The organism is Streptococcus sp. 596553 (assembly GCF_900411395.1).
In the GTDB taxonomy this organism is placed as follows: domain Bacteria; phylum Bacillota; class Bacilli; order Lactobacillales; family Streptococcaceae; genus Streptococcus; species Streptococcus mitis_BA.
Map to the genome: position 1 here is coordinate 487973 of NZ_OXCQ01000001.1, position 22655 is coordinate 510627.

Consider the following 22655-nt stretch of genomic DNA (forward strand, 5'->3'; position numbering starts at 1 on the left):
AATCGTGCTCATTTTCTTAATCTACATAAGTATCTTCATTTTTATTGAGGAAGGCGTATGGAAGACCCATCAAGAGGCCTCCTCCGATAAAGTTTCCGATGAAGGTTACACCCCAGTGGCGAAGCATATTTCCAACACCGAAGTTGGCAATTGAATCCGCAGCAACACTGAATTTCACAATCGCGAAAGAAGCAAAGTTTGCGGCAATGTGCTCGTTTGTTAAGAATACAAACATGTAAATTGCTGACAACACAAGCCAAAGTTTGGCACCACCATCTTTGACCAAAACAAATGACAGAATCGCAATATTTACGAAAATATTTGCCAAAATCGCCTCAAGCAAGATCAATTCATTTGAACGGCCTAACTTCATCTCAACAACACCTGAGATGAAACTATCGTGTGTCAGATGTGTATAGGCTGCCGAATGAGCAAAGCCCCACCCTGCTATCAAGGCTCCGATAAGGTTGAACAAGGTACAGTAAAGTAAAATCTCAGCTGTTTTTCTCCAAGAGATTTTTTTCAAGAAACTACCAGCAGTCAAGAACATCATGTTTGATGTTACCAACTCGGCATTCAAGAAAACAATGTAGGCCAAGCCCCAAGCGAAGACAAAGGGGAAGAGGAAACGTCCACTACCTGGTGCAATTTTATTAATCAAGTCAGCCCCAACTGCACCTGCAGCTGTACTAAAGGTTAAAAATGCACCCGCGAACATAGAACGAATCGCATACTTAAATTTGCTTTGACTATAAAGACTTTCTTTCTTCTTGCAAGCAAATTCAATCTTTGAGATAAATTCTGAAGAAACCATAATAAACTCCTAAATCTTTTTTCTTGATAATTATATCACAAACTTTAGATTTTAGGAAGCGTTTTCTGTATTTCATAAAAGTTTATTTTTATGAAAATCTAAAAAAAATCAGTGAAATTCTGGATTTCACTGATTTGTATTAATAAAATTGTTTATACGGTTGATTGAAAGCTGTTAGGATTTCATCAGATGTTTGTGAATAATCTTTTGTTTCTTTCAAATCACCTTTTACAATAATACGTTCTGTAGCAGCAAGGTCTTCACAGGTTACTAATGTGATTTCATTGATCCCATCTCTATCATCAACTTCATCAACACGATCCGGTGTCACACGTTTGACTTCACGGATTTCATAGGTATAAACTTTATTTTTATCGGTTAGATAAATCTTCATACCATTTTTAGCATTATCTAAAGGAGAAAATAACATTTTATTAGCATTATCAACACCAAAGATATGGTGACTAGCTAGACTATAATTTCCTTCTCCCATTACTTGCTCGCGTTTCATTGTACCAGCGCCGTAGAAGAGATTAACATTATCAAGTCCTTTAAAAATCGGCAAATTCATTTCCAATTCAGGAATTGCAATTCCCCCAATAACTGGTAATTTTTGAGCATCCCATTGAGAAGCTAGAACAGCTTCCGAAGAAATCGCTTTGACCGAATCAAAATCAAAATTTCCTTCTGTATCCTGATTTTCTTCTATTTTTTCTTTTGATACCTGGCTAACTTGATACTTATTGGTATTCCAGACCATGAAAATATTTCGAATTTGCGCATTAAAAATCAAAGCCAGTGACAGTACTATCAGAAATCCTGCTAGGATATTTGTCAGCAGATTTTTTCGCTTGTTTTTCTTTTTATTATTTTTTTGAGACATTATGCTTCACCTTCTGTTTCATTTTCTGTCCCAACTTCTTCTTTTTCTGCTGCTGCAACCGTTGTGAAGGTCACTATCTGAGCATCTTGATCCAGGCGCATTACTTTAACTCCCATAGTTGCGCGTCCTGTTTGTGAAATATTGGCAAGATTGGTTCGAATCATGACACCTGTATCAGTGATAATCATCACATCCTCATCCCCTTGAACAGTCATAAGACCGGCCAGCAAGCCATTTTTTTCGGTAATTTTAGCTGTCTGCATTCCCTTACCACCACGACCTTTTGTTGGGTATTCAGTAGCAACTGTACGCTTCCCATATCCTTTTTCAGTAATGATAAGAACTTCATCTTGATCAGTAATTACGCTCGCTCCGACTACTGTATCTCCATCACGGAGGTTAACACCTTTCACACCAGTGGCGATACGACTCATGCCACGAACAGCCGATTGATTAAAGCGAACTGCATAACCAAACTTGGTCCCAATGATAATATCCGTATCTTCTTCTGTCAACAAGACATTAATCAACTCATCTTCATCCTTGAGGTTCAGTGCTTTAAGTCCATTTTGACGAATGTTAGCAAATTCCTTGACGCTGGTTCTCTTCACGATACCATGACGGGTTGTGAAGAAGAGATAGGCTTCATCACTGCGTTCAGATTCAACATTGATGATGGTCTGAATACTTTCTCCTTCATCCAATTTCAAAAGATTGACAATTGGCAATCCCTTAGCGGTCCGACCATACTCAGGAATTTCATAGCCTTTCAGGCGATAGACTCGACCTTTATTTGTGAAGAAGAGCAGATGATCATGAGTGCTAGTTGACACTAACTCACGAACAAAATCATCATCCTTAACACCGGTTCCTTGAACACCACGACCCCCACGTTTTTGAGCAGTAAACTCGGCTTGATCCAGACGTTTGATGTAGCCTTTGTTAGAAAGAGTGATCAAGACATCCGATTCTTCAATCAGATCCTCATCTTCGAGGCTTAAGACTTCACCGACCATCAACTCTGTACGACGTTGGTCGCCAAACTTACGCTTGACTTCGTCTAATTCATCTTTAATGATTTGAGAAACACGTTCGGGCTTAGCAAGAATATCTGCTAAATCCGCAATCAGAGCCAAGAGGTCATCATATTCAGACTGAATCTTATCGCGTTCCAAACCTGTCAAACGACGAAGACGCATGTCTAGGATAGCCTGACTTTGACGTTCAGAAAGCTTAAACTTACTCATCAACTCAGCTTGTGCTTCTGCGTCTGTTTCACTAGCACGGATGATACGAATCACTTCATCGATATGGTCTAGCGCAATCAAGAGACCTTCTAAGATATGAGCGCGTGCTTCCGCTTTTTCCTTATCAAAACGTGTCCGACGAACAACTACTTCTTTTTGGTGCTCGATATAAGCATCCAAAATCTGACGAAGGGATAAAATCTTCGGTACACCATTTTGGATAGCAAGCATATTGAAACCAAAGTTGGTTTGCATCTGGGTCATCTTAAAGAGGTTATTGAGGATAACATTGGCTGAGGCATCGCGCTTGACTTCAATAACAAATCGAACACCTTCACGGTTTGACTCATCACGTACTGCTGTAATGCCCTCAATGCGTTTTTCCTGAACCAAACGAACAATATGCTCATGCACCTTGGTTTTATTGACCATGTAAGGAAATTCTGTCACAACGATGCGTTCACGGCCAGTCTTAGTTTCTTCGATTTCAGTACGAGAACGAAGAACAATCGAACCTTTACCTGTTTCATAAGCCTTATGAATCCCTGATTTCCCCATGACAAGGGCACCTGTTGGAAAATCTGGACCAGGCAAGACTTCCATCAAGTCCTTGGTAGTCACTTCAGGATTGTCCATGACCAACTTCACTGCATCAATGGTTTCACCCAAGTTGTGAGGGGGAATATTGGTCGCCATCCCAACGGCAATACCAGTTGCTCCATTTACCAAAAGGTTTGGAAAGCGCGCTGGCAAGACCAAGGGTTCACGTTCATTGGCGTCATAGTTATCAACGAAATCAACTGTATTTTTATTGATATCACGAAGCATCTCCAGAGCAATCTTGCTCATACGTGCCTCAGTATAACGCTGGGCGGCAGCACCATCACCATCCATGGAACCAAAGTTCCCATGTCCATCTACAAGCATGTAACGGTAGCTCCACCATTGAGCCATACGGACCATGGCTTCATAAATAGAGGAATCCCCGTGTGGGTGATATTTACCCATGACATCCCCTGTAATACGAGCAGATTTTTTATGAGGTTTGTCTGGAGTAACACCCAATTCATTCATTCCGTAGAGAATGCGACGGTGAACAGGTTTCAAGCCATCTCGAACATCAGGAAGAGCCCGGGCTACGATAACACTCATGGCGTAATCGATAAAGCTCGTCTTCATCTCCTTTGTCAGATTGACATTCACTAAATTTTTATCCTGCATTAATAAATGCCTCATTTCACAATTAGTAAGTAACAACATTATACCATAAATTCCCATCTATTTCAGCCTCTAAACCACTAAAACGTTTACATTGAGAACTATAAGGCATATTCGTGACAAAGTTTTTTAAAAGTGATAGAATGAAGTTGTCTGGGGAAAATCCCCTAATAAAATTAAGGAGATGTTTAGAACAATGACTTCAACTAAACAACACAAAAAAGTTATCCTTGTCGGAGATGGTGCTGTAGGTTCATCTTACGCTTTTGCACTGGTTAACCAAGGAATTGCACAAGAGCTTGGAATTATTGAAATTCCACAATTGCATGAAAAAGCTGTTGGTGACGCGCTTGACCTTAGCCACGCCCTTGCCTTCACTTCACCTAAAAAAATCTATGCAGCTCAATACTCTGACTGTGCAGACGCTGACCTTGTTGTAATCACTGCAGGTGCGCCTCAAAAACCAGGTGAAACTCGTCTTGACCTTGTAGGTAAAAACCTTGCTATCAACAAATCAATCGTAACTCAAGTTGTTGAATCAGGTTTCAAAGGTATCTTCCTTGTTGCTGCTAACCCAGTTGACGTTTTGACTTACTCAACTTGGAAATTCTCTGGTTTCCCTAAAGAACGCGTTATCGGTTCAGGTACTTCACTTGACTCAGCTCGTTTCCGTCAAGCACTTGCTGAAAAATTGGATGTGGATGCTCGTTCAGTGCACGCTTACATCATGGGTGAACACGGTGACTCTGAGTTCGCTGTTTGGTCACACGCAAACATCGCTGGTGTAAACCTTGAAGAATTCCTTAAAGACACTCAAAATGTTCAAGAAGCTGAATTGATTGAATTGTTCGAAGGTGTTCGTGATGCAGCCTACACAATCATCAACAAAAAAGGTGCAACATACTACGGTATCGCAGTAGCCCTTGCTCGTATCACTAAAGCAATCCTTGACGATGAAAACGCAGTACTTCCACTTTCAGTATTCCAAGAAGGTCAATACGGAGTTGAGAATGTCTTTATCGGTCAACCAGCTGTTGTTGGTGCACATGGTATCGTTCGTCCAGTAAACATTCCATTGAACGATGCAGAAACTCAAAAAATGCAAGCATCTGCTAAAGAATTGCAAGCTATCATTGATGAAGCATGGAAAAACCCAGAATTCCAAGAAGCTTCTAAAAACTAATTTAACTATAGACAACTCCTTGAATCATCAGGGAGTTGTTTTTTTCTGTATTATAGTAGGTTAAAGTTGAAATAGCACCCCATTACTCTAAAACGTTGTTATAAAATGCTTTAAATTCCTAATTGATTTGTTCAGATTTTATTTCATTTCTCTATAAAACGCATAGTATCAAGTTTTTATACCTAATAATATGCGTTTTATTGTGTGACTTTCAGTCCGTCTCGCTCCGCTAGGTGCGAGACAAAAAAACCACCCGCTATGCGGGTGCGCGTCGAAGGTTATACCCAAAAAACTCCAAACGCGATACAATAAAGGTGTTCAAGCCAATTGTAAAGCGAAAGGAGAAAAATATGGCACAAAAGGCTCATAGTTTATCGCACACAAAGTGGCACTGTAAGTATCACATTGTGTTCACCCCTAAGTATAGACGAAAAGTCATCTATAATCAATATCGAAGTAGTTTAGGCGAAATATTTCATCGTTTGTGTAGTTATAAAGGAGTTGAAATTATCGAGGGTCACTTAATGCCAGACCATGTACATATGTTAGTAAGTATTCCACCAAGGATAAGTATTTCGAGTTTCATGGGTTATTTAAAAGGAAAAAGTTCACTCATGATGTTTGATAAACACGCCAACCTCAAGTATAAGTTTGGGAATCGGCATTTCTGGGCGGAAGGTTATTATGTAAGTACAGTAGGGCTTAATGAAGTCACAATTAAGAAATATATCCAAGAACAGGAAAAGCATGATATAGCACTAGATAAATTGAGTGTAAAAGAATATGAGGATCCCTTTAGGGATAGTGGTAAGTAATACTAAAGCCTCTTTAAGAGGCAAGTGACGAGTCAAGAGCAATGAGGCTTGAACAAAGTGAAAGCCAGCGTCTTTAGGCGCTGGCTGGTAATTTGGGCTTATAACCCTGGGACAAACCGCCCGTTTGACGGGTGGTTATGATTTTGTCTCACCTTTATGATATTTTTTCAACTAAGTCTTTCATCATCCGATGCAGTTCTTCGATTTTCTCAGATTGCTTCTCTAGTAATATTCTCTGACTAGATAATTCATCTTGAAGTTTATCAAGTTTTATCTGTTTATCTGGATTATCCTTTACAAAAAAGTTCGTCAAGGCACTCGTTAACATTCCTATTGTTCCAATACCGACAAGCATCAGTAAAACTGCTAGCCATTTCCCAAAAAGGGAAACTGGAACAATATCACCATAACCAACAGTAGTTACTGTCACAAGAGCCCACCAAAGACTATCTGAGAAGGATTTTTCTTCAACTACAGATAAAATTGAACTTCCTACTAGAACGATAAAAATATTAACATACAAGATATAAATCAGGCCATTTGTCCGTAAGAATCTACTAATTTTTCTTTCTAATTTACCTGTAAGTCCAATTATTCTAAGTAAACGAGTCAGTTTCAGTAATTTTGTCAGCCTTGCTAAGCGGAAGATACGCCCTAATCGAAAAACTGTGAAAATAGCATTTAAAGGGAGAATAGCCAATAAATCAAAAATATTTTCAAGAATAAAGCGCCATTTTCTTTTAGTAATAAAAAAGCGCCAACTATAATCAATTACAAAAACACCCCAAAGTAGTAAATCAATAATATTGTACGGAGGATTGTCCAAATCAATCATCTCAGAAAATCCAAGCAAGACTAGAATAACAGAGATTAAAGCAAGTAAAATAATTGTTGTATCATAATAATCTGCCAAAAACCATTTTTTCTTCACACTACTTCTCCTATGTTATTTTTGAACGTTATACCACAACAAATATCTACTAATTTATAAAAAGAAGGCACTCGCCTTCTTTTTATATGTCTGTCAAGGGTGTGGCGGTATCTGGTGAGGTATCATAAACCTTAAAGTCTACTCCGACTCCCAGATCAGCTTGAGCTAGCTGATTGACCATGGTCATGTGAGCCAGCTCCTTGATATTGTTCTCTTTAGACAAATGTCCTAGGTAGATTTTCTTAGTGCGATTTCCTAGCGTCCGAATCATGGCTTCGGCACCATCTTCGTTAGAAAGGTGACCCAGATCCGATAGGATTCGTTGTTTGAGTCGCCAAGCGTAAGAACCTGCTCGCAAAATCTCTACATCATGGTTGGACTCGATAAGATAGCCGTCCGCATTTTCGATAATCCCTGCCATACGGTCACTGACATAACCTGTATCTGTCAAAAGGACAAAACTTTTATCATCTTTCATAAAGCGATAGAACTGCGGTGCGACTGCATCATGGCTGACACCAAAACTCTCGATGTCAATATCTCCAAAGGTTTTGGTTTTGCCCATCTCAAAGATATGCTTTTGCGAAGAATCCACCTTACCAAGATACTTACTATTTTCCATAGCTTGCCAGGTCTTTTCATTGGCATAAAGATCCATACCATACTTGCGAGCCAAAACGCCTACTCCATGGATATGATCTGAATGCTCATGGGTAATCAAGATGGCATCCAAGTCTTCTGGTTTGCGGTTAATTTCAGCAAGTAGGCTAGTAATCTTTTTACCAGACAAGCCGGCATCCACTAAAAGCTTCTTTTTTGGGGTTTCCAGATAAAAGGAATTTCCACTGGAACCCGACGCTAAAATACTGTATTTAAAGCCTATTTCACTCATTCTAGTCTTCTACTTCATCCTCCCATACTTCTTCTTTCACTGCATCCCTATCATAAGGGAGCACAATGGTAAAGGTTGATCCCTTACCGTATTCACTCTTAGCCCAAATAAAGCCCTTATGTTGTTTGATAATTTCTTTGGCAATAGACAGTCCCAAACCTGTACCACCCTGGGCACGACTTCTAGCACGATCCACACGATAAAAACGGTCAAAAATACGTGGTAAATCCTGCTTAGGAATCCCCAAACCGTGGTCAGAAATGGATAAAATCATCTGGTCTTCAGTTGTCTTCATTCTGACAGTGATTTTACCCCCATCTGGCGAATACTTAATAGCATTATTTAAAATATTGTCGACAACCTGCGTCATCTTATCTGTATCAATTTCCATCCAGATAGAATTGATAGGATAATCCCTCACCAACTCATATTTTTTCTCCTTTTCCTGTCCTTTCATCTTGTCAAAACGATTGAGGATAAAGGTAATAAAGGCAGTGAAGTTAATTAGTTCCACATCTAGGTGACTAGTGGCGTTATCAATCCGTGAAAGATGGAGGAGATCCGTCACCATGCGCATCATACGGTTGGTTTCGTCCAGAGACACCTTGATGAAGTCTGGTGCTACAGTTTCACACAAAGCTCCCTCATCCAAGGCTTCAAGATAAGATTTCACGCTGGTTAAAGGAGTCCGTAACTCATGACTAACGTTGGAAACAAAGAGTCTCCGTTCGCGCTCTTCCTTCTCCTGCTCCGTCGTATCATGCAAAACAGCCACCAAACCAGAAATAAAGCCAGACTCTCGACGAATCAAGGCAAAGCGAACTCGAAGGCTCAGATATTCGCCATTGATGTCTTGGGAATCTAGCAACAATTCTGGACTTTGGGTAATCAAATCACGCAATTCATAGTCTTCTTCTATCTTGAGTAATTCCAAAATGCTTCTATTCAGAACATCTTCTTTAACCAGCCCCAGTTGCTTCTTGGCTGTATCGTTAATCATGATAATCTGACCCCGACGATTGGTCGCAAGAACCCCATCCGTCATATAAAACAGGATACTATTTAGCCTCTTACTCTCTTGTTCTAGATTTTCCTGAGTGAGACGAATAACCTCCGACAAGTCATTCAAATTATTGGTAATGTTGGTGATTTCAGACCCACCTTGCATATCAAGAACCTTGGAATAATCTCCTGCAATCAAATCTTTAACCTTTTGATTGATTTGCTTCAACCGAATATTATCACGTCTATTTTCCAGTAATAGGAGGGTCACAACAAGGATGAAACCTAACAAAATCAGGATAAAGATAAAATCTCTGGTAAAAATGGTTTGTTTCAGTAAATCAAGCATTATTTCTCATGTAATATCCTACACCACGGCGCGTCAAGATATACTCTGGTCGGCTGGGTGTATCTTCAATCTTCTCACGCAGACGTCGGACAGTCACATCAACCGTACGGACATCACCAAAATAGTCATAACCCCAGACAGTCTCAAGCAAGTGTTCGCGCGTAATGACTTGACCTGTATGCGATGCCAAATGATACAAAAGCTCAAACTCACGATGGGTTAAGTCTAGTTCTTCGCCATATTTTTTAGCCACGTAGGCGTCTGGAACAATTTCTAAATCCCCAATTTGGATAGGCTGAGGTTTGCTATCTGCTTCCTGCCCATCTACTGGCATAGGTTGAGAACGACGAAGAAGAGCTTTAACACGCGCCTGCAACTCACGATTGGAGAAGGGTTTTGTCACATAGTCATCTGCCCCAAGCTCCAAACCGATGACCTTATCAAATTCGCTGTCTTTAGCCGACAGCATGATAATAGGTACACTACTTGTCTTGCGAATGGTCTTAGCAACTTCTAAACCATCAATTTCTGGAAGCATCAAATCCAGAATAATAATATCTGGCTGCTCTGCTTCAAATTGTTCTAACGCTTCACGACCGTTAAAAGCAGTTACAACTTCGTAACCTTCCTTGGTCATATTAAACTTGATAATATCCGAGATTGGTTTCTCATCATCTACAATTAGTATTTTTTTCATATGTTCACCTTTTTCTCTACTATTATACCAAAAAAATAACAAGAAGACACAATAGCTAGTCTTTGCTACTGTCTAAGTTGGCTTTTGCATAAGCCTGCCAGATTTTTTGTTGGGGTTTGGCAAGTGGGTAATTCTTGAACTCTTCTGGTGAAAGCCAGCGAACTTCCCTATCTGAAAAATCATGGTAGTCACTCACCTGACCGGCTACAATTTGAACATGCCACTTGCGATGGCTAAAGACATGTTTTACCATCTCAAAATAAGTATCAAACCAATCAACATCTAAGTCATAGTCCTGCTGGAAACTCTCTTCTGGACTGGGACCAAAGTTCACATTTTCTTCTGCAACCTGATGAAAGAGGTCAAACTGCTCTCCTTGCGAAAAGTTATCAACTTCTATCAAGGGGAAATGCCAAAAACCTGCCAATAGTTTTTCACTTTCATTTTTTTCAAGCAAAAATTGTCCCTGACTATTCTTTACCACCAAGGCTTTAAGATAAATAGGGACCGGCTTTTTCTTGGGAGCCTTGATTGGATAACGGTCCATGGTTCCATTCTGATATGCTGCACTAAAGTCCTTAACTGGACTTTCTTCTGGTCTGGGATTTACAGGAGCCTCAATATCTGAGCCCAAGTCCATTAAGGCTTGGTTAAAGTCACCAGGACGATCTGGATCAATCAAGATTTCCATCATTGCCTGAAAAATTTTGCGATTACTTGGAATTCCAATATCGTGATTGACTTCAAACAGACGCGCCAAGACCCGCATGACATTACCATCTACAGCTGGCTCAGGCAAGTTAAAAGCGATACTGGAAATAGCTCCTGCTGTGTAAGGGCCAATCCCTTTCAAACTGGAAATTCCTTCATAGGTATTTGGAAATTGGCCACCAAAATCAGTCATAATCTGCTGGGCTGCAGCCTGCATATTACGAACTCGAGAATAATAACCCAAACCTTCCCAAGCCTTCAACAAACGCTCTTCAGGCGCATTCGCCAAACTTTCCACTGTTGGAAACCAGTCCAAGAATCGTTCATAGTAGGGAATAACTGTATCCACCCTGGTCTGCTGAAGCATGATTTCAGATACCCAGATGTGATAAGGCTTTTTACTCCTACGCCATGGTAAATCTCTTTTATTTTCATCATACCAGTTGAGAAGTTTCTTACGAAAAGAAACAATCTTCTCCTCTGGCCACATGGCAATACCATATTCTTTCAAATCTAACATATCTCTAGTATAACACAGAAGACTCTAACTGTCCTTTTCCTAGTATTAAAAAGCCTCTTCCCAAGGGAAAAGGACTGATACTCAATGAAAATCAAAGAGAAAACTAGGAAGCTAGCCGCAGGTTGCTCAAAACACTGTTTTGAGGTTGGGGATAGAACTGACGTAGTCAGCTCAAAACACCGTTTTGAGGTTGCAGATAGAACTGACGTAGTCAGTAACATCTATACGGCAAGGTGAATCTGACGTAGTTTGAAGAGATTTTCGAAGAGTATAAATCTTATTGATAAACTGCTTGCAGCAAATAAGAAATAGGTGGGGCAAAAGTCTTTAAACCCAAAAAACGCATAATATTCGGTGTTGAAAAACCTTGATATTATGCGCTCTATTATGGGGAAATTTACTTCATTTTCTCCTGAAATTGAGTTTTTACCCAATCTCTCAAAGTCAATTGCAATATACTAGAACAAGCCTAATACTGTTCCATCGCTTTCAACATCCATGTTGAGGGCTGCTGGTCGTTTGGGAAGTCCTGGCATGGTCATGACATCGCCAGTTAGGGCAACGATAAAGCCTGCCCCTAATTTTGGTACCAATTCACGAATAGTAATTTCAAAGTTTTCAGGTGCTCCAAGTGAATTCGGATTGTCTGAGAAACTATATTGAGTCTTAGCCATACAGATTGGCAATTTGTCCCAACCGTTTTGAACGATTTGAGCGATTTGTGTTTGAGCTTTCTTCTCAAAGTTTACTTTGCTACCACGGTAGATTTCAGTAACAATCTTTTCAATCTTTTCTTGGACAGAAAGGTCATTATCATACAAACGTTTGTAGTTAGCTAGGTTTTCAGCGATAGTCTTGACAACCGTTTCAGCAAGCGCTACTCCACCTTCTGCACCATCAGCCCAGACACTTGCCAACTCAACTGGTACATCGATTGAGGCACAAAGCTCTTTCAAGGCTGCGATTTCTGCTTCAGTATCAGAGACAAATTCATTGATTGCTACGACTGCAGGTACTCCAAATTTACGGATATTTTCAACGTGGCGTTTCAAGTTAGCAAAACCTGCACGAACCGCCTCCACATTTTCTTCTGTCAAAGCGTCTTTAGCTACACCACCATTCATCTTAAGGGCACGAAGGGTTGCGACGATAACAACTGCATCTGGAGATGTTGGCAAGTTTGGTGTCTTAATATCAAGGAATTTCTCAGCACCAAGGTCTGCACCAAAACCAGCTTCAGTAACTGTGTAATCAGCCAAGTGAAGGGCTGTGCTTGTTGCCAAGACTGAATTACATCCATGAGCAATATTAGCAAATGGACCACCATGTACAAAGGCAGGCGTTCCATAAATTGTCTGAACCAGGTTCGGCTTAATAGCATCCTTCAAGATCAAAGCTAAGGCACCTTCAACCTGCAAATCACCTACAGAAACAGGGGTACGGTCATAGCGATAACCGATAACGATATTAGCCAAACGGCGTTTCAAGTCCTCGATGTCTGTTGCCAAGCAAAGAATTGCCATGATTTCGGAAGCAACTGTAATATCAAAGCCATCCTCACGTGGAATACCATTTAGAGGGCCACCAAGTCCAACGGTCACATGGCGAAGAGCACGGTCGTTCAAGTCCACTACACGTTTCCAGAGAATACGGCGTTGATCAATTCCAAGCTCATTTCCTTGGTGCAAGTGGTTGTCAATCAAGGCAGAAAGAGCATTGTTGGCAGTTGTAATGGCATGCATGTCTCCAGTAAAGTGGAGGTTGATGTCTTCCATTGGCAGAACTTGAGCGTAACCACCACCAGCGGCACCACCCTTGATACCCATTACTGGACCAAGAGATGGTTCGCGGATAGCGATCATGGTTTTTTTGCCAATCTTGTTCAAGGCATCCGCAAGACCAATGGTAATGGTTGATTTTCCTTCACCTGCAGGTGTTGGGTTGATGGCAGTAACCAAGATTAATTTCCCAACTGGATTGCTCTCAACTGCACGAATTTTATCAAAGCTGAGCTTAGCCTTGTACTTTCCATACAACTCCAAATCATCGTAAGAAATGCCCAGTTTCTCTACAACATCAACGATTGGCTTCAACTCAATACTCTGTGCGATTTCAATATCTGTTTTCATTCAAAACTCCTCTAACCTCTTTTATGATAATTCATTATAACACAAAACAAGATTTTTAACATCCGAAAACTCTCTAAACGTTCGTAAATATCCCTGTTTTTAAGGTTTTTAGAGCCCTTTCTTAAATTTTATATGGCTTTATAGTTTGAAACTATATTCTTTCCTTTTACCAAATTTTTATCACTTTCATTTTACTTACCGTTTATTTTTGTGTACAATAGTGCTATGAAAATTTTAGTTACATCGGGCGGTACCAGTGAAGCTATCGATAGCGTCCGCTCTATCACTAACCATTCCACAGGTCGCTTGGGGAAAATCATCACTGAAACCTTGCTTGCTGCTGGGCATGAAGTTTGTTTGATAACGACAAAACGAGCCGTGAAGCCAGAAGCCCATCCCAACCTAAGCATTCGAGAAATTAACAATACCAAGGACCTTCTACTAGAAATGCAAGAACATGTTCAGGATTATCAAGTCTTGATTCACTCAATGGCCGTATCCGACTACACTCCTGTTTATATGACGGGGCTGGAAGAAGTTCAGGCTAGCTCCAATCTAGAAGAATTTTTAAGCAAGCAAAATCATCAAGCTAAGATTTCTTCAACTGATGAGGTTCAGGTTTTGTTCCTAAAAAAGACTCCCAAAATCATCTCTCTAGTCAAGGAATGGAATCCTGCTATTCATCTGATTGGCTTTAAGCTGCTGGTTGATGTTACCGAAGATCATCTGGTTGACATTGCTAGAAAAAGTCTTATCAAGAACCAAGCAGACTTGATTATCGCAAATGACCTGACTCAAATTTCAGCAAACCAGCATCGTGCAATCTTTGTTGAGAAAGATTATCTTCAAACGGTTAACACTAAAGAAGAAATTGCAAAACTCCTCCTTGAAAAAATTCAAGCCTATCATTCGTAGAAAGGAAAGCTATGGCAAACATTCTCTTGGCTGTAACGGGCTCAATCGCCTCTTACAAGTCGGCAGATTTAGTCAGTTCTCTAAAAAAACAAGGTCATCAAGTCACTGTCTTAATGACTCAGGCTGCTACAGAGTTTATCCAACCTTTAACACTACAGGTCTTATCGCAGAATCCTGTCCACTTGGATGTTATGAAGGAACCCTATCCTGATCAAGTCAATCATATCGAACTTGGAAAAAAGGCGGATTTATTTATCGTGGCCCCTGCAACAGCTAACACTATTGCAAAACTAGCCCATGGTTTTGCGGACAACATGGTAACTTGTACAGCTCTAGCCTTGCCCAGTCATATTCCTAAACTAATAGCTCCTGCTATGAATACAAAAATGTATGACCATCCAGCAACTCAGGCTAATCTAAAAACATTAGAAACCTACGGCTATCAGCTGATTGCTCCTAAGGAATCCCTACTAGCTTGTGGAGACCACGGACGAGGAGCTTTAGCCGACCTCACAATTATTTTAGAAAGAATAAAGGAAACTCTCGATGAAAAAACGCTCTAATATTGCACCCATTGCTATCTTTTTTGCAACCATGCTCGTGATACACTTTCTGAGCTCGCTTATCTTTAACCTTTTTCCATTCCCAATCAAACCGACTATCGTTCATATTCCTGTCATTATTGCCAGCATTATTTACGGTCCACGAGTTGGGGTTACACTTGGATTTTTAATGGGACTACTTAGCTTGACAGTTAATACGATTACAATTCTACCAACAAGCTACCTCTTCTCACCTTTTGTACCAAACGGAAACATCTACTCAGCTATCATTGCCATCGTCCCACGTATTTTGATTGGTTTAACTCCGTATCTAGTCTATAAACTGATGAAAAATAAAACTGGTCTTATTTTAGCTGGTGCCCTTGGTTCACTTACCAACACAGTCTTTGTCCTTGGTGGAATTTTCTACCTTTTTGGAAATGTCTTTGATGGTAATATCCAAAAACTCCTGGCAACCGTTATCTCAACAAACTCCATTGCCGAATTAGTTATTTCCGCAGTTCTAACCCTAGCCATTGTTCCACGACTACAAACCTTGAAGAAATAAAAACAATCTCCGCTTTCAAGATTGAAGGTGGAGATTTTGCTCTATACAGTTTCTTTTTAGTGAAATCTTTACTAACTTTTAACTAAAAAATGATCTATAAACCCAAGTAAATCCTTGCTTTATTGTCTGGTTTATTGTACTATACTAGTGTATATACAGCTAAAAAGGAGATTCTTATGAATACACGGAAAAAAACACAATTTATGACCATGACTGCCCTCTTAACGGCTATCGCAATTTTGATTCCAATTGTTATGCCTTTCAAGATTGTCATTCCACCTGCTTCTTACACTTTGGGGAGCCACATCGCTATTTTTATTGCCATGTTCTTGTCGCCCTTGATGGCAGTTTTTGTCATCCTAGCCTCTAGTTTTGGATTTTTGATGGCTGGCTATCCCATGGTTATCGTATTTCGAGCTTTTTCCCATATCTTTTTTGGGACTTTGGGAGCTCTTTACCTACAAAAATTCCCCGATACCCTAGATAAACCAAAAGCTTCCTGGATTTTCAACTTTGTTTTGGCTGTCGTTCATGCCCTTGCTGAAGTATTAGCTTGTGTCATTTTTTATGCAACTTCCGGTACCAATGTAGAAAATATGTTTTACGTTCTATTTGTGCTAGTTGGATTTGGCACAATTATCCATAGTATGGTAGACTATACATTAGCACTAGCTGTCTATAAAGTGCTTCGAAAACGCCGTTAAAAAGGAAAAGCTATGACAAAAGATCGCAAACAAGCTCTGCTCCAACTCTTGAAAGAAGCTCCTAAAGCCCTCAATGGCCAAAGTTTGGCGGAACATTTTCATGTCACACGTCAGGTCATTGTGCAGGACATTGCAATTTTGAGAGCCGATGGCGCTCCTATCCTATCTACTAATCGTGGCTACATCTATAAGCAAATTGATACCAATCCTTATGTCCATAAACTTTTCAAGGTGAAACATGAAGTTGAAGAAATCGGTCAGGAACTTCTTGCTATCGTAGATAATGGAGGGCGTGTTCAAAATACCTTGATTGATCATCCTGTTTACGGAGAAATTGAAACTCTACTCAAACTTTCTTGTCGCAGAGATGTGCAACATTTTCTAGAACAAGTCGAGCATTCAGATTTTAGACCTCTGTCTGAATTAACAGATGGCATCCATTACCACCTAATCGAAGCCGAAACGCAACAAGACCTCCACTATATCGAGGAGGCCTTGGATCAGCTCGGTTATTTAGTAAAGGATTAGAAAATTTTCTTTTCCCAATCGTCTTCTGTACGGTGGCGGTAGAAAAACTCTGACTTGTCAGGAGCGTCCATCATCTCCATCAAAGGTAACATATCATAGGCCAGATCCAAGTTTGGAATCTGGTCTTTTTGAATCCAATAGCGCAAATAGTAACAATGATATTTAAAAACTACATTGAATGAAAATTAACAACTACTTGCTTACTAAAAATATATCACCAGTTATGTTGATCAACATTATCCTTAGTCACAAGATAAATTGGAGAAACTGTTTCTTTTTCCAGTTTTTTCCCTTGATAATGATCGATAGCTGATTGAATAGCAATTTCACCCATCTTAGCTGGTTGCTGAGCAATAGTGGCAGTAATATCACCTTTTGCAATAGCATCATGTGCATCTGGTTGACCATCAATACCAACAATTAATACATTGATAAGACCAGCTGCTTTTACTGCTTGTGCAGCTCCTAACGCCATCTCATCATTCTGTGCAAAGATTGCTTGTACTTCTTTGTTTCCTTGAATCATATTTTGCGCTGTATTCAAAGCTTTTGCGCGATCAAAATTAGCGGATTGACTAGAAAGAACATCTAAATTTGTCTTTGAAATTTGTTCAAATCCTTTACCTCTATCTACAGTTGCAGAAGCGCCAGGGACTCCTGATAATTCAAAAGTTTTTGCTTTTTCTCCCAATTGCTTGGTAATAAATTCGGCAGCCATTTTACCTGCTTCTACGTTATCAGAAGCAACAGTTGTCAAGACTTCACCACCATTACTACCGCGGTCAATTAAGATTACTGGAATATTTGCATTATTAGCAGCTTTAATAGATGTAACAATTGCATCAGAATCAACTGGATTAATTAGTAAGGCATCTACATTTTGACTAATAAAATTCTGAATATCATCTGCTTGTCTAGCAGCATCATCTTGTGCATCTGCTATCTTCAAAGTTACTTCTTTTTCTCCTGCGGCTTTTTCAAGACCATCTTTCATAGCTACAAAATAGGGATTGTTAGTAGTCGAAATAGAAACTCCTAATTTTAATTCTTTTGCCGACTTTTGAGTCGTAGATTTATTATCATTTGATGAATTTCCTAAACCAGTTTTTCCACAAGCTACTAAAGCAAAAATAAATGTTACAAACAAAGCAAAAATGCTAATTTTTTTAATAATTTTCATGTTATTACTCCTCGTAATATATATCTATAGGGATAGTTTCCATCCCGACTATTGTTCGTCATCTAATAAATTGTTACTATTTCCAAAAAAATTGAAAATGATTCTACTGTTTTACAACTTTAAAACGATCAATCAGAACAGCAATTAAAATTACAACTCCTTTTACTACTTGCTGCCAAAATGCTGAAACACCAATAATATTAAGTCCATTATTCAAAACTCCAATAATTAAAGCACCTATTAGAGTCCCCAGTATACGACCTTTACCTCCTGATAATGAGGTTCCCCCAAGAACAACAGCTGCAATAGCATCCATTTCATAACTAGCACCTGCTGTTGGTTGAGCAGAACTTAAGCGTGATGTTATAATCAATCCAGAAATTGAAGCCATCATACCTGAAATTGAATAAATGATAATTTTCACTTTATTTAGTTTCACACCTGATATATATGCTGCTTTTTCATTCCCCCCTATAGCATACACAGATTTACCAAATGCTGTTTTATGAAGTAAAACATATAAAACAATAAATACAATAAACATAATAATTACAGGAAATGGAATTCCGACTATGTAACCTTGCCCCAAAAATTGAAATAAGAATGTATCACTTAATCCTTTTGTAATAGGATTCCCATTTGTATAAACAAGTGTTGCGCCTCTAAAAATAGTCATAGTTGCTAAAGTAACGATAAATGGAGCTAATTTCCCGTAGGAAATCAATAACCCATTCATCATCCCCAGAATGCAACCCAAAATTAAAGAGCTGAGAATTGCTAACGCAACAGGCATTCCAGATCCTAATAAACCAGCTGTTAGCGCACTGGATAAGGCTAAAATTGATCCTACTGATAAATCAATTCCACCTGTTAGAATAACAAAAGTCATTCCAAAAGCAATCAGTGCATTTGATGTTACTTGCAATAGTAAATTTAACAGATTATTTGCTGTTAAAAAATTTGAATTGATAATAGTGATGACAGCCATTAAAATTATCAATGCTATTACTGTTGTCAATTCTGACATATACTTCATAGTATTTTTCACACTATTGTCCTCCTGTAGCTAGTTGCATAACTTTTTCTTGTGTAGCTTCTTGACGTGTTAATTCTCCACTAATTCTTCCTTCATGCATGACCATAATGCGATCACTGACTCCGATCACTTCTGGTAAATCTGAAGATACCATAATAATCGGCACACCTCGTTCAGCCAATTCATTCATTAATTGGTAAATTTCACGCTTAGCACCAACATCTACCCCACGAGTTGGCTCATCTAGAATCAGTACTTTTGGAGCAATACCTATCCATTTTGCTAAAACTACTTTCTGTTGATTACCACCAGAAAGTGTTCCAACTTCCTTATCTGGATAACCTGATTTAATTCGTAGCCTATCAATTAAACGTTGTACAAATATATCACTTGTTTTATTATCAAAAATGCCATTTTTAACAAAATCACGAGTACTAGGTAAAGTCATATTATCTTTAATAGAAAAATCTAAAATCAATCCCTCATCTTTACGATCTTCTGTTAAGAAACCAATTCCATGCTTAATTGCTTCAAAAGGATTTTTAATTATCAGTTGTTCTTCGTTTATTATAATTTGACCAGATTTTAAAGAATCAATTCCAAAAATTGCTCGCATTATTTCAGTACGACCAGCACCCATCAAACCAGAAAAACCAAGAATTTCCCCTTGACGTACATAGAAAGAAATATCCGTAAAAGCATCACCAGAAAGATTCTTAGCTTGAAAAACAATATTCCCAATCTCAGCCTTTTTTTCTGGATAATAATCTTCTAATTCACGACCTACCATCTTCTGAACTAATTCATCCGCATTAGTTAAGTTCGTTTTCTTGGTATCAATTACAAACCCATCCCTCATAACAGTTATAAGATCTGTAATCTTAAAGATTTCTTCCATCCGATGTGAAATATACACAATACCTACACCATCAGATTTTAATCCTTCTATCACTTTAAAAAGTGTTTCAGTTTCACGATCAGTTAAAGCTGCTGTGGGTTCATCCATAATTAACAAGGAAACTTCTGATAATAAACATTTTGCTATTTCTATCATTTGTTGTTGTCCGACTGATAATTGACCAATGATTGCATCAAGAGGAATAGAGATATTAAGACGTTTAAATGCTTCTTTAGCTTTCCTTTCCATACTAGCTTTATCTAGAAACCCAATCGAATTTTTAATTTCTCTTCCTAAAAAAAGATTATCAAGTACAGTCATATCTGGCCAAGTATTCATTTCTTGATGAATAAAACTCAGTCCAAAACGTTCTGCCTCTTGAGGATTAGAAAATGTTTTTTCTTTTCCATCAATAAAAATAGTTCCTGAAGTAGCTGGAAAAAGTCCAGTTAAAATATTCATTAAGGTTGATTTGCCTGCACCATTCTCTCCCATTAAAGCATGAACTTCTCCTGAATTAAGAACCAAATCAATACTTTCTAAAACACGATTATTCCCAAAAGATTTTGAAATGTTCTTCATTTCAATTTTCATAGGCAACCCCCTTCTAAATAATAACTCCTGATTGCAAGATTATATTCGAATATGGTGTATCTTCCCCAGTGCGAATAACTGCCTTAACTTTAGTATTCATAGCTTTCAATTCTTCATGACTAATATATTCAATAATTATATTCGATCCTAAAAGATCTAGAACTGCTTGCCACTGTTCTTTGTTTTTTTCCTTAATTTCTTCTGCTAAGAAAATTTTTTCAATAAGTACATGATCTGAATATTCTTTTAAAACTTCTAAAAAACTTGGACTACCTTTTCTTAATGCTAAATCAATTTTATCAACACCTTTTGGAACTGGCAATCCTAAATCTCCGATACAAACCAAATCCATATGACCTAAATCATCAGCTAGTTTTGCTATATTACTATTTAAAATCCCATATTTCTTCATATCCTGAATGCTCCTTTATTTCTTTCAAACTCGGCATGCCTCCTTGCGCTCCAAATCTTTGAACAGAAAGATGTGAAGCAATCGTTGCAAAGGACAATGCAACATTCATCTCTTTTCCTTTTGAGATAGCATAAGCAAAAGCACCATTAAATGTATCTCCTGCTCCTGTAGTATCAACTACTTCTGCTTTTATAGCAGGAATCTTCTGAACTACTGCCCCATCATAATAAATGGAACCTTCAACTCCTAATGTCACAATCATTTTATTAGGATAAATTTTAATAATTTCTTCTAATTTCTTATCTGGAAAAAGCTCTGAACATTCATGCTCATTAGGAATAATAAAATCACAAAAAGGAATCATCTCTATATCTGTTTCTCTAGCTGGTGCAGGATTGTAAAGCACCTTAACTTTATTTTCTTGGCAAAATTTAGCTATAGATAGGTTGGCTTCATGTGGTATTTCATTCTGTAATACAACAATACTTGCATCACTAATCAATTCCCACTCATTTTTCCAATCATTTGTTTTAACTAAATTATTCGCTCCGGGATAATAAATAATCCTATTATCACCTCCATATAAAGTAATTTGTGCAACTCCTGTAGATTGTGGTACCGTTCCCACATGTTCTGTAGAAATATTATTATTTTGCAGATTACTTAGTAAATCTGCTGAAAAAATATCTTCTCCGACGTTTCCAAATATGTAAATATGATCTTCTACACTGGATAATCTACCAATAGCTACAGCTTGATTTGCACCTTTTCCACCTGGAACTATATTAAATGAATCCCCAAAAATCGTTTCACCTCCTTCTGGAATCCTTTTTGTTCTCATAACTAAGTCCATTGAAATACTTCCAACAACAACAATTTTACTCATTACTTTCTCCTTAATGTATTTCTTTCTACGTATCTAACAGGTAGTTTAATTTTAGCTTCATCTATAGAGAACTTATTTGCCATATTATAGATTAGCTTTGCAGCCTGTTCTCCCATTTTATATGATGATTGGTGAATAGTTGATAAAGAAGGGTAAATAAATTGACTAAGTACAATATCATCATAACCAATGATTTGAATATCATCTGGAATTTTTTTACCAATTGCTAAAATTTCATGAATATAAGCTATCGCATGAATATCAGAAGGTGCTATAATACTATCGATATTTGGATTTCTTTTTAGATTCTCTTTAGCTTCTTTTTGAATTTTTTCAAAGTCAAACGTTTCACTTTCTTCAATACAAATTTCTAAAGATTTATTCCTCAAATAGTTTAAACTTGCTTCAAACCGTTCCGCGATATTCTCGGCTTTATCATCTAAAACTTTAATAATCAGAACTTGTTTAGCACCTGCATTACAGATTGCTTCAGCAGCCAAACGACCACCTGACTGATTATCAGAAAAAACACCGTAACCTGTATCTTTACTAATCCGGTCAACCACAACAACAGGTAATGATAAATCTGGATATTCTTTTGTGAAGTCATGTGTAGTAATAATTCCAGCAGCATTTGTTTTCAACAGTAAGTTAACATATTCACTCAAAGATTCTTGGTCTGAAATCGTACCAACCATAATTCTATAACCTTTATCTTTCAAATATGATTCAGCTCCTCGAACCAATCTTGGGAAGAAGGGATTTGAAATATCTGGCAATAAGAGTCCCACCATTTGGTTTTTTTTGGTTTTCAAAGATTGTGCTAATACATTTGGTGTGTAATTTAATTTTTTAATCGCATTTTTTATTTTCTCTCTCGCATCATCTCCAACATAACCTTTTTTTGATATATATCTTGAAACCGTTGATTTTGATACTCCAGCTTCTTCAGCAACCTGTTTTATTGTAGTCATCATTCCTCCTTCTTACGTTGTGGAACC

At 38.3% G+C, this 22655-nt stretch carries 23 protein-coding genes and 1 pseudogene; 8 read left to right on the top strand and 16 right to left on the bottom strand.

Annotated features, from left to right (window positions below; all coding sequences use genetic code 11):
* Positions 1 to 16 precede the first annotated feature (16 nt).
* The 3 genes from DSY56_RS02445 to gyrA all read right to left on the bottom strand — a co-directional run bounded on the left by DSY56_RS02445 (position 17) and on the right by gyrA (position 4165).
* On the bottom strand, positions 17 to 814 hold the full coding sequence (locus DSY56_RS02445; protein WP_112443736.1) for a formate/nitrite transporter family protein: 798 nt from the start codon (positions 812 to 814) through the stop codon (positions 17 to 19).
* Between the two features lie 139 nt (positions 815 to 953).
* Entirely contained in the window at positions 954 to 1697 is a 744-nt protein-coding gene (srtA, locus tag DSY56_RS02450; RefSeq protein WP_061439132.1) for a sortase SrtA, read from the bottom strand.
* Entirely contained in the window at positions 1697 to 4165 is a 2469-nt protein-coding gene (gene gyrA / locus DSY56_RS02455; RefSeq protein ID WP_112443737.1) for a DNA gyrase subunit A, read from the bottom strand. Before gyrA ends, srtA begins: the two co-directional genes overlap by 1 nt.
* 193 nt (positions 4166 to 4358) lie before the next feature.
* Here gyrA and DSY56_RS02460 point away from each other — a divergent pair, with 193 nt between their 5' ends.
* Both DSY56_RS02460 and tnpA read left to right on the top strand, forming a co-directional pair.
* On the top strand, positions 4359 to 5345 hold the full coding sequence (locus DSY56_RS02460) for an L-lactate dehydrogenase (protein ID WP_000204727.1): 987 nt from the start codon (positions 4359 to 4361) through the stop codon (positions 5343 to 5345).
* A gap of 350 nt (positions 5346 to 5695) precedes the next feature.
* Entirely contained in the window at positions 5696 to 6160 is a 465-nt protein-coding gene (gene tnpA, locus DSY56_RS02465) for an IS200/IS605 family transposase (protein ID WP_112443738.1), read from the top strand.
* A gap of 154 nt (positions 6161 to 6314) precedes the next feature.
* Here the strand turns inward: tnpA and DSY56_RS02475 are convergent, their stop codons facing one another.
* The 5 genes from DSY56_RS02475 to mutY all read right to left on the bottom strand — a co-directional run bounded on the left by DSY56_RS02475 (position 6315) and on the right by mutY (position 11262).
* Positions 6315 to 7091 carry a potassium channel family protein gene (locus tag DSY56_RS02475; protein WP_112443739.1) on the bottom strand — a complete coding sequence of 259 codons (777 nt, stop codon included), beginning with the start codon at positions 7089 to 7091 and terminating at the stop codon, positions 6315 to 6317.
* Between the two features lie 82 nt (positions 7092 to 7173).
* The gene (locus tag DSY56_RS02480; protein ID WP_061387624.1) at positions 7174 to 7983 is read right to left on the bottom strand and encodes an MBL fold metallo-hydrolase; all 810 of its coding nucleotides are present in this window, start codon (positions 7981 to 7983) and stop codon (positions 7174 to 7176) included.
* Between the two features lies 1 nt (position 7984).
* Positions 7985 to 9334: a cell wall metabolism sensor histidine kinase VicK gene (vicK, locus tag DSY56_RS02485; protein ID WP_112443740.1), complete on the bottom strand. Its 1350-nt coding sequence runs from the start codon at positions 9332 to 9334 to the stop codon at positions 7985 to 7987.
* Positions 9327 to 10031 (bottom strand): response regulator YycF, encoded by a 705-nt coding sequence (yycF, locus tag DSY56_RS02490; RefSeq protein ID WP_050259789.1) that lies wholly within the window; start codon positions 10029 to 10031, stop codon positions 9327 to 9329. The genes vicK and yycF overlap by 8 nt, the downstream gene beginning before the upstream one ends.
* Positions 10032 to 10086: 55 nt before the next feature.
* Positions 10087 to 11262 (bottom strand): A/G-specific adenine glycosylase, encoded by a 1176-nt coding sequence (mutY, locus tag DSY56_RS02495; protein WP_112443741.1) that lies wholly within the window; start codon positions 11260 to 11262, stop codon positions 10087 to 10089.
* 84 nt (positions 11263 to 11346) lie between these two features.
* Here mutY and DSY56_RS12225 point away from each other — a divergent pair, with 84 nt between their 5' ends.
* The gene (locus DSY56_RS12225) at positions 11347 to 11499 is read left to right on the top strand and encodes a chlorohydrolase (RefSeq protein WP_234990544.1); all 153 of its coding nucleotides are present in this window, start codon (positions 11347 to 11349) and stop codon (positions 11497 to 11499) included.
* Between the two features lie 221 nt (positions 11500 to 11720).
* On the opposite strand, the gene DSY56_RS02500 is transcribed toward DSY56_RS12225, so the two are convergent.
* On the bottom strand, positions 11721 to 13391 hold the full coding sequence (locus tag DSY56_RS02500) for a formate--tetrahydrofolate ligase (protein WP_112443742.1): 1671 nt from the start codon (positions 13389 to 13391) through the stop codon (positions 11721 to 11723).
* Between the two features lie 225 nt (positions 13392 to 13616).
* Between DSY56_RS02500 and coaB the strand changes: the two genes are divergently transcribed.
* The 5 genes from coaB to DSY56_RS02525 all read left to right on the top strand — a co-directional run bounded on the left by coaB (position 13617) and on the right by DSY56_RS02525 (position 16648).
* Positions 13617 to 14306, top strand: a complete 690-nt coding sequence (gene coaB / locus DSY56_RS02505) for a phosphopantothenate--cysteine ligase (RefSeq protein WP_112443743.1) — start codon at positions 13617 to 13619, stop codon at positions 14304 to 14306.
* Positions 14307 to 14317: 11 nt separating this feature from the next.
* Positions 14318 to 14869 carry a phosphopantothenoylcysteine decarboxylase gene (gene coaC / locus DSY56_RS02510; RefSeq protein WP_112443744.1) on the top strand — a complete coding sequence of 184 codons (552 nt, stop codon included), beginning with the start codon at positions 14318 to 14320 and terminating at the stop codon, positions 14867 to 14869.
* Positions 14853 to 15416, top strand: a complete 564-nt coding sequence (locus DSY56_RS02515; RefSeq protein ID WP_000747412.1) for an ECF transporter S component — start codon at positions 14853 to 14855, stop codon at positions 15414 to 15416. Before coaC ends, DSY56_RS02515 begins: the two co-directional genes overlap by 17 nt.
* 176 nt (positions 15417 to 15592) lie before the next feature.
* A complete protein-coding gene (locus tag DSY56_RS02520) occupies positions 15593 to 16120 on the top strand; it encodes an ECF transporter S component (RefSeq protein ID WP_049515422.1) in 528 nt (175 codons plus the stop codon).
* A 12-nt stretch (positions 16121 to 16132) separates the two neighbouring features.
* Positions 16133 to 16648 (top strand): transcription repressor NadR, encoded by a 516-nt coding sequence (locus DSY56_RS02525; RefSeq protein ID WP_100104466.1) that lies wholly within the window; start codon positions 16133 to 16135, stop codon positions 16646 to 16648.
* On the opposite strand, the pseudogene DSY56_RS02530 reads toward DSY56_RS02525, so the two are convergent.
* The 7 genes and pseudogenes from DSY56_RS02530 to DSY56_RS02560 all read right to left on the bottom strand — a co-directional run.
* Positions 16645 to 16785: pseudogene (locus DSY56_RS02530) on the bottom strand (DNA mismatch repair protein MutT); the annotation flags it as partial. The gene DSY56_RS02525 and the pseudogene DSY56_RS02530 sit on opposite strands and share 4 nt — an antisense overlap.
* A gap of 77 nt (positions 16786 to 16862) precedes the next feature.
* Entirely contained in the window at positions 16863 to 17828 is a 966-nt protein-coding gene (locus DSY56_RS02535; protein WP_000691494.1) for a substrate-binding domain-containing protein, read from the bottom strand.
* Between the two features lie 103 nt (positions 17829 to 17931).
* Positions 17932 to 18876 carry an ABC transporter permease subunit gene (locus DSY56_RS02540; RefSeq protein ID WP_000799270.1) on the bottom strand — a complete coding sequence of 315 codons (945 nt, stop codon included), beginning with the start codon at positions 18874 to 18876 and terminating at the stop codon, positions 17932 to 17934.
* A 1-nt stretch (position 18877) separates the two neighbouring features.
* A complete protein-coding gene (locus tag DSY56_RS02545; RefSeq protein WP_112443746.1) occupies positions 18878 to 20356 on the bottom strand; it encodes a sugar ABC transporter ATP-binding protein in 1479 nt (492 codons plus the stop codon).
* Between the two features lie 13 nt (positions 20357 to 20369).
* The gene (gene rbsD, locus DSY56_RS02550) at positions 20370 to 20768 is read right to left on the bottom strand and encodes a D-ribose pyranase (protein WP_000759835.1); all 399 of its coding nucleotides are present in this window, start codon (positions 20766 to 20768) and stop codon (positions 20370 to 20372) included.
* Positions 20743 to 21654, bottom strand: a complete 912-nt coding sequence (gene rbsK, locus DSY56_RS02555) for a ribokinase (protein ID WP_112443747.1) — start codon at positions 21652 to 21654, stop codon at positions 20743 to 20745. The genes rbsD and rbsK overlap by 26 nt, the downstream gene beginning before the upstream one ends.
* Entirely contained in the window at positions 21654 to 22628 is a 975-nt protein-coding gene (locus tag DSY56_RS02560; protein WP_000207600.1) for a LacI family DNA-binding transcriptional regulator, read from the bottom strand. Before DSY56_RS02560 ends, rbsK begins: the two co-directional genes overlap by 1 nt.
* Positions 22629 to 22655 lie beyond the last annotated feature (27 nt).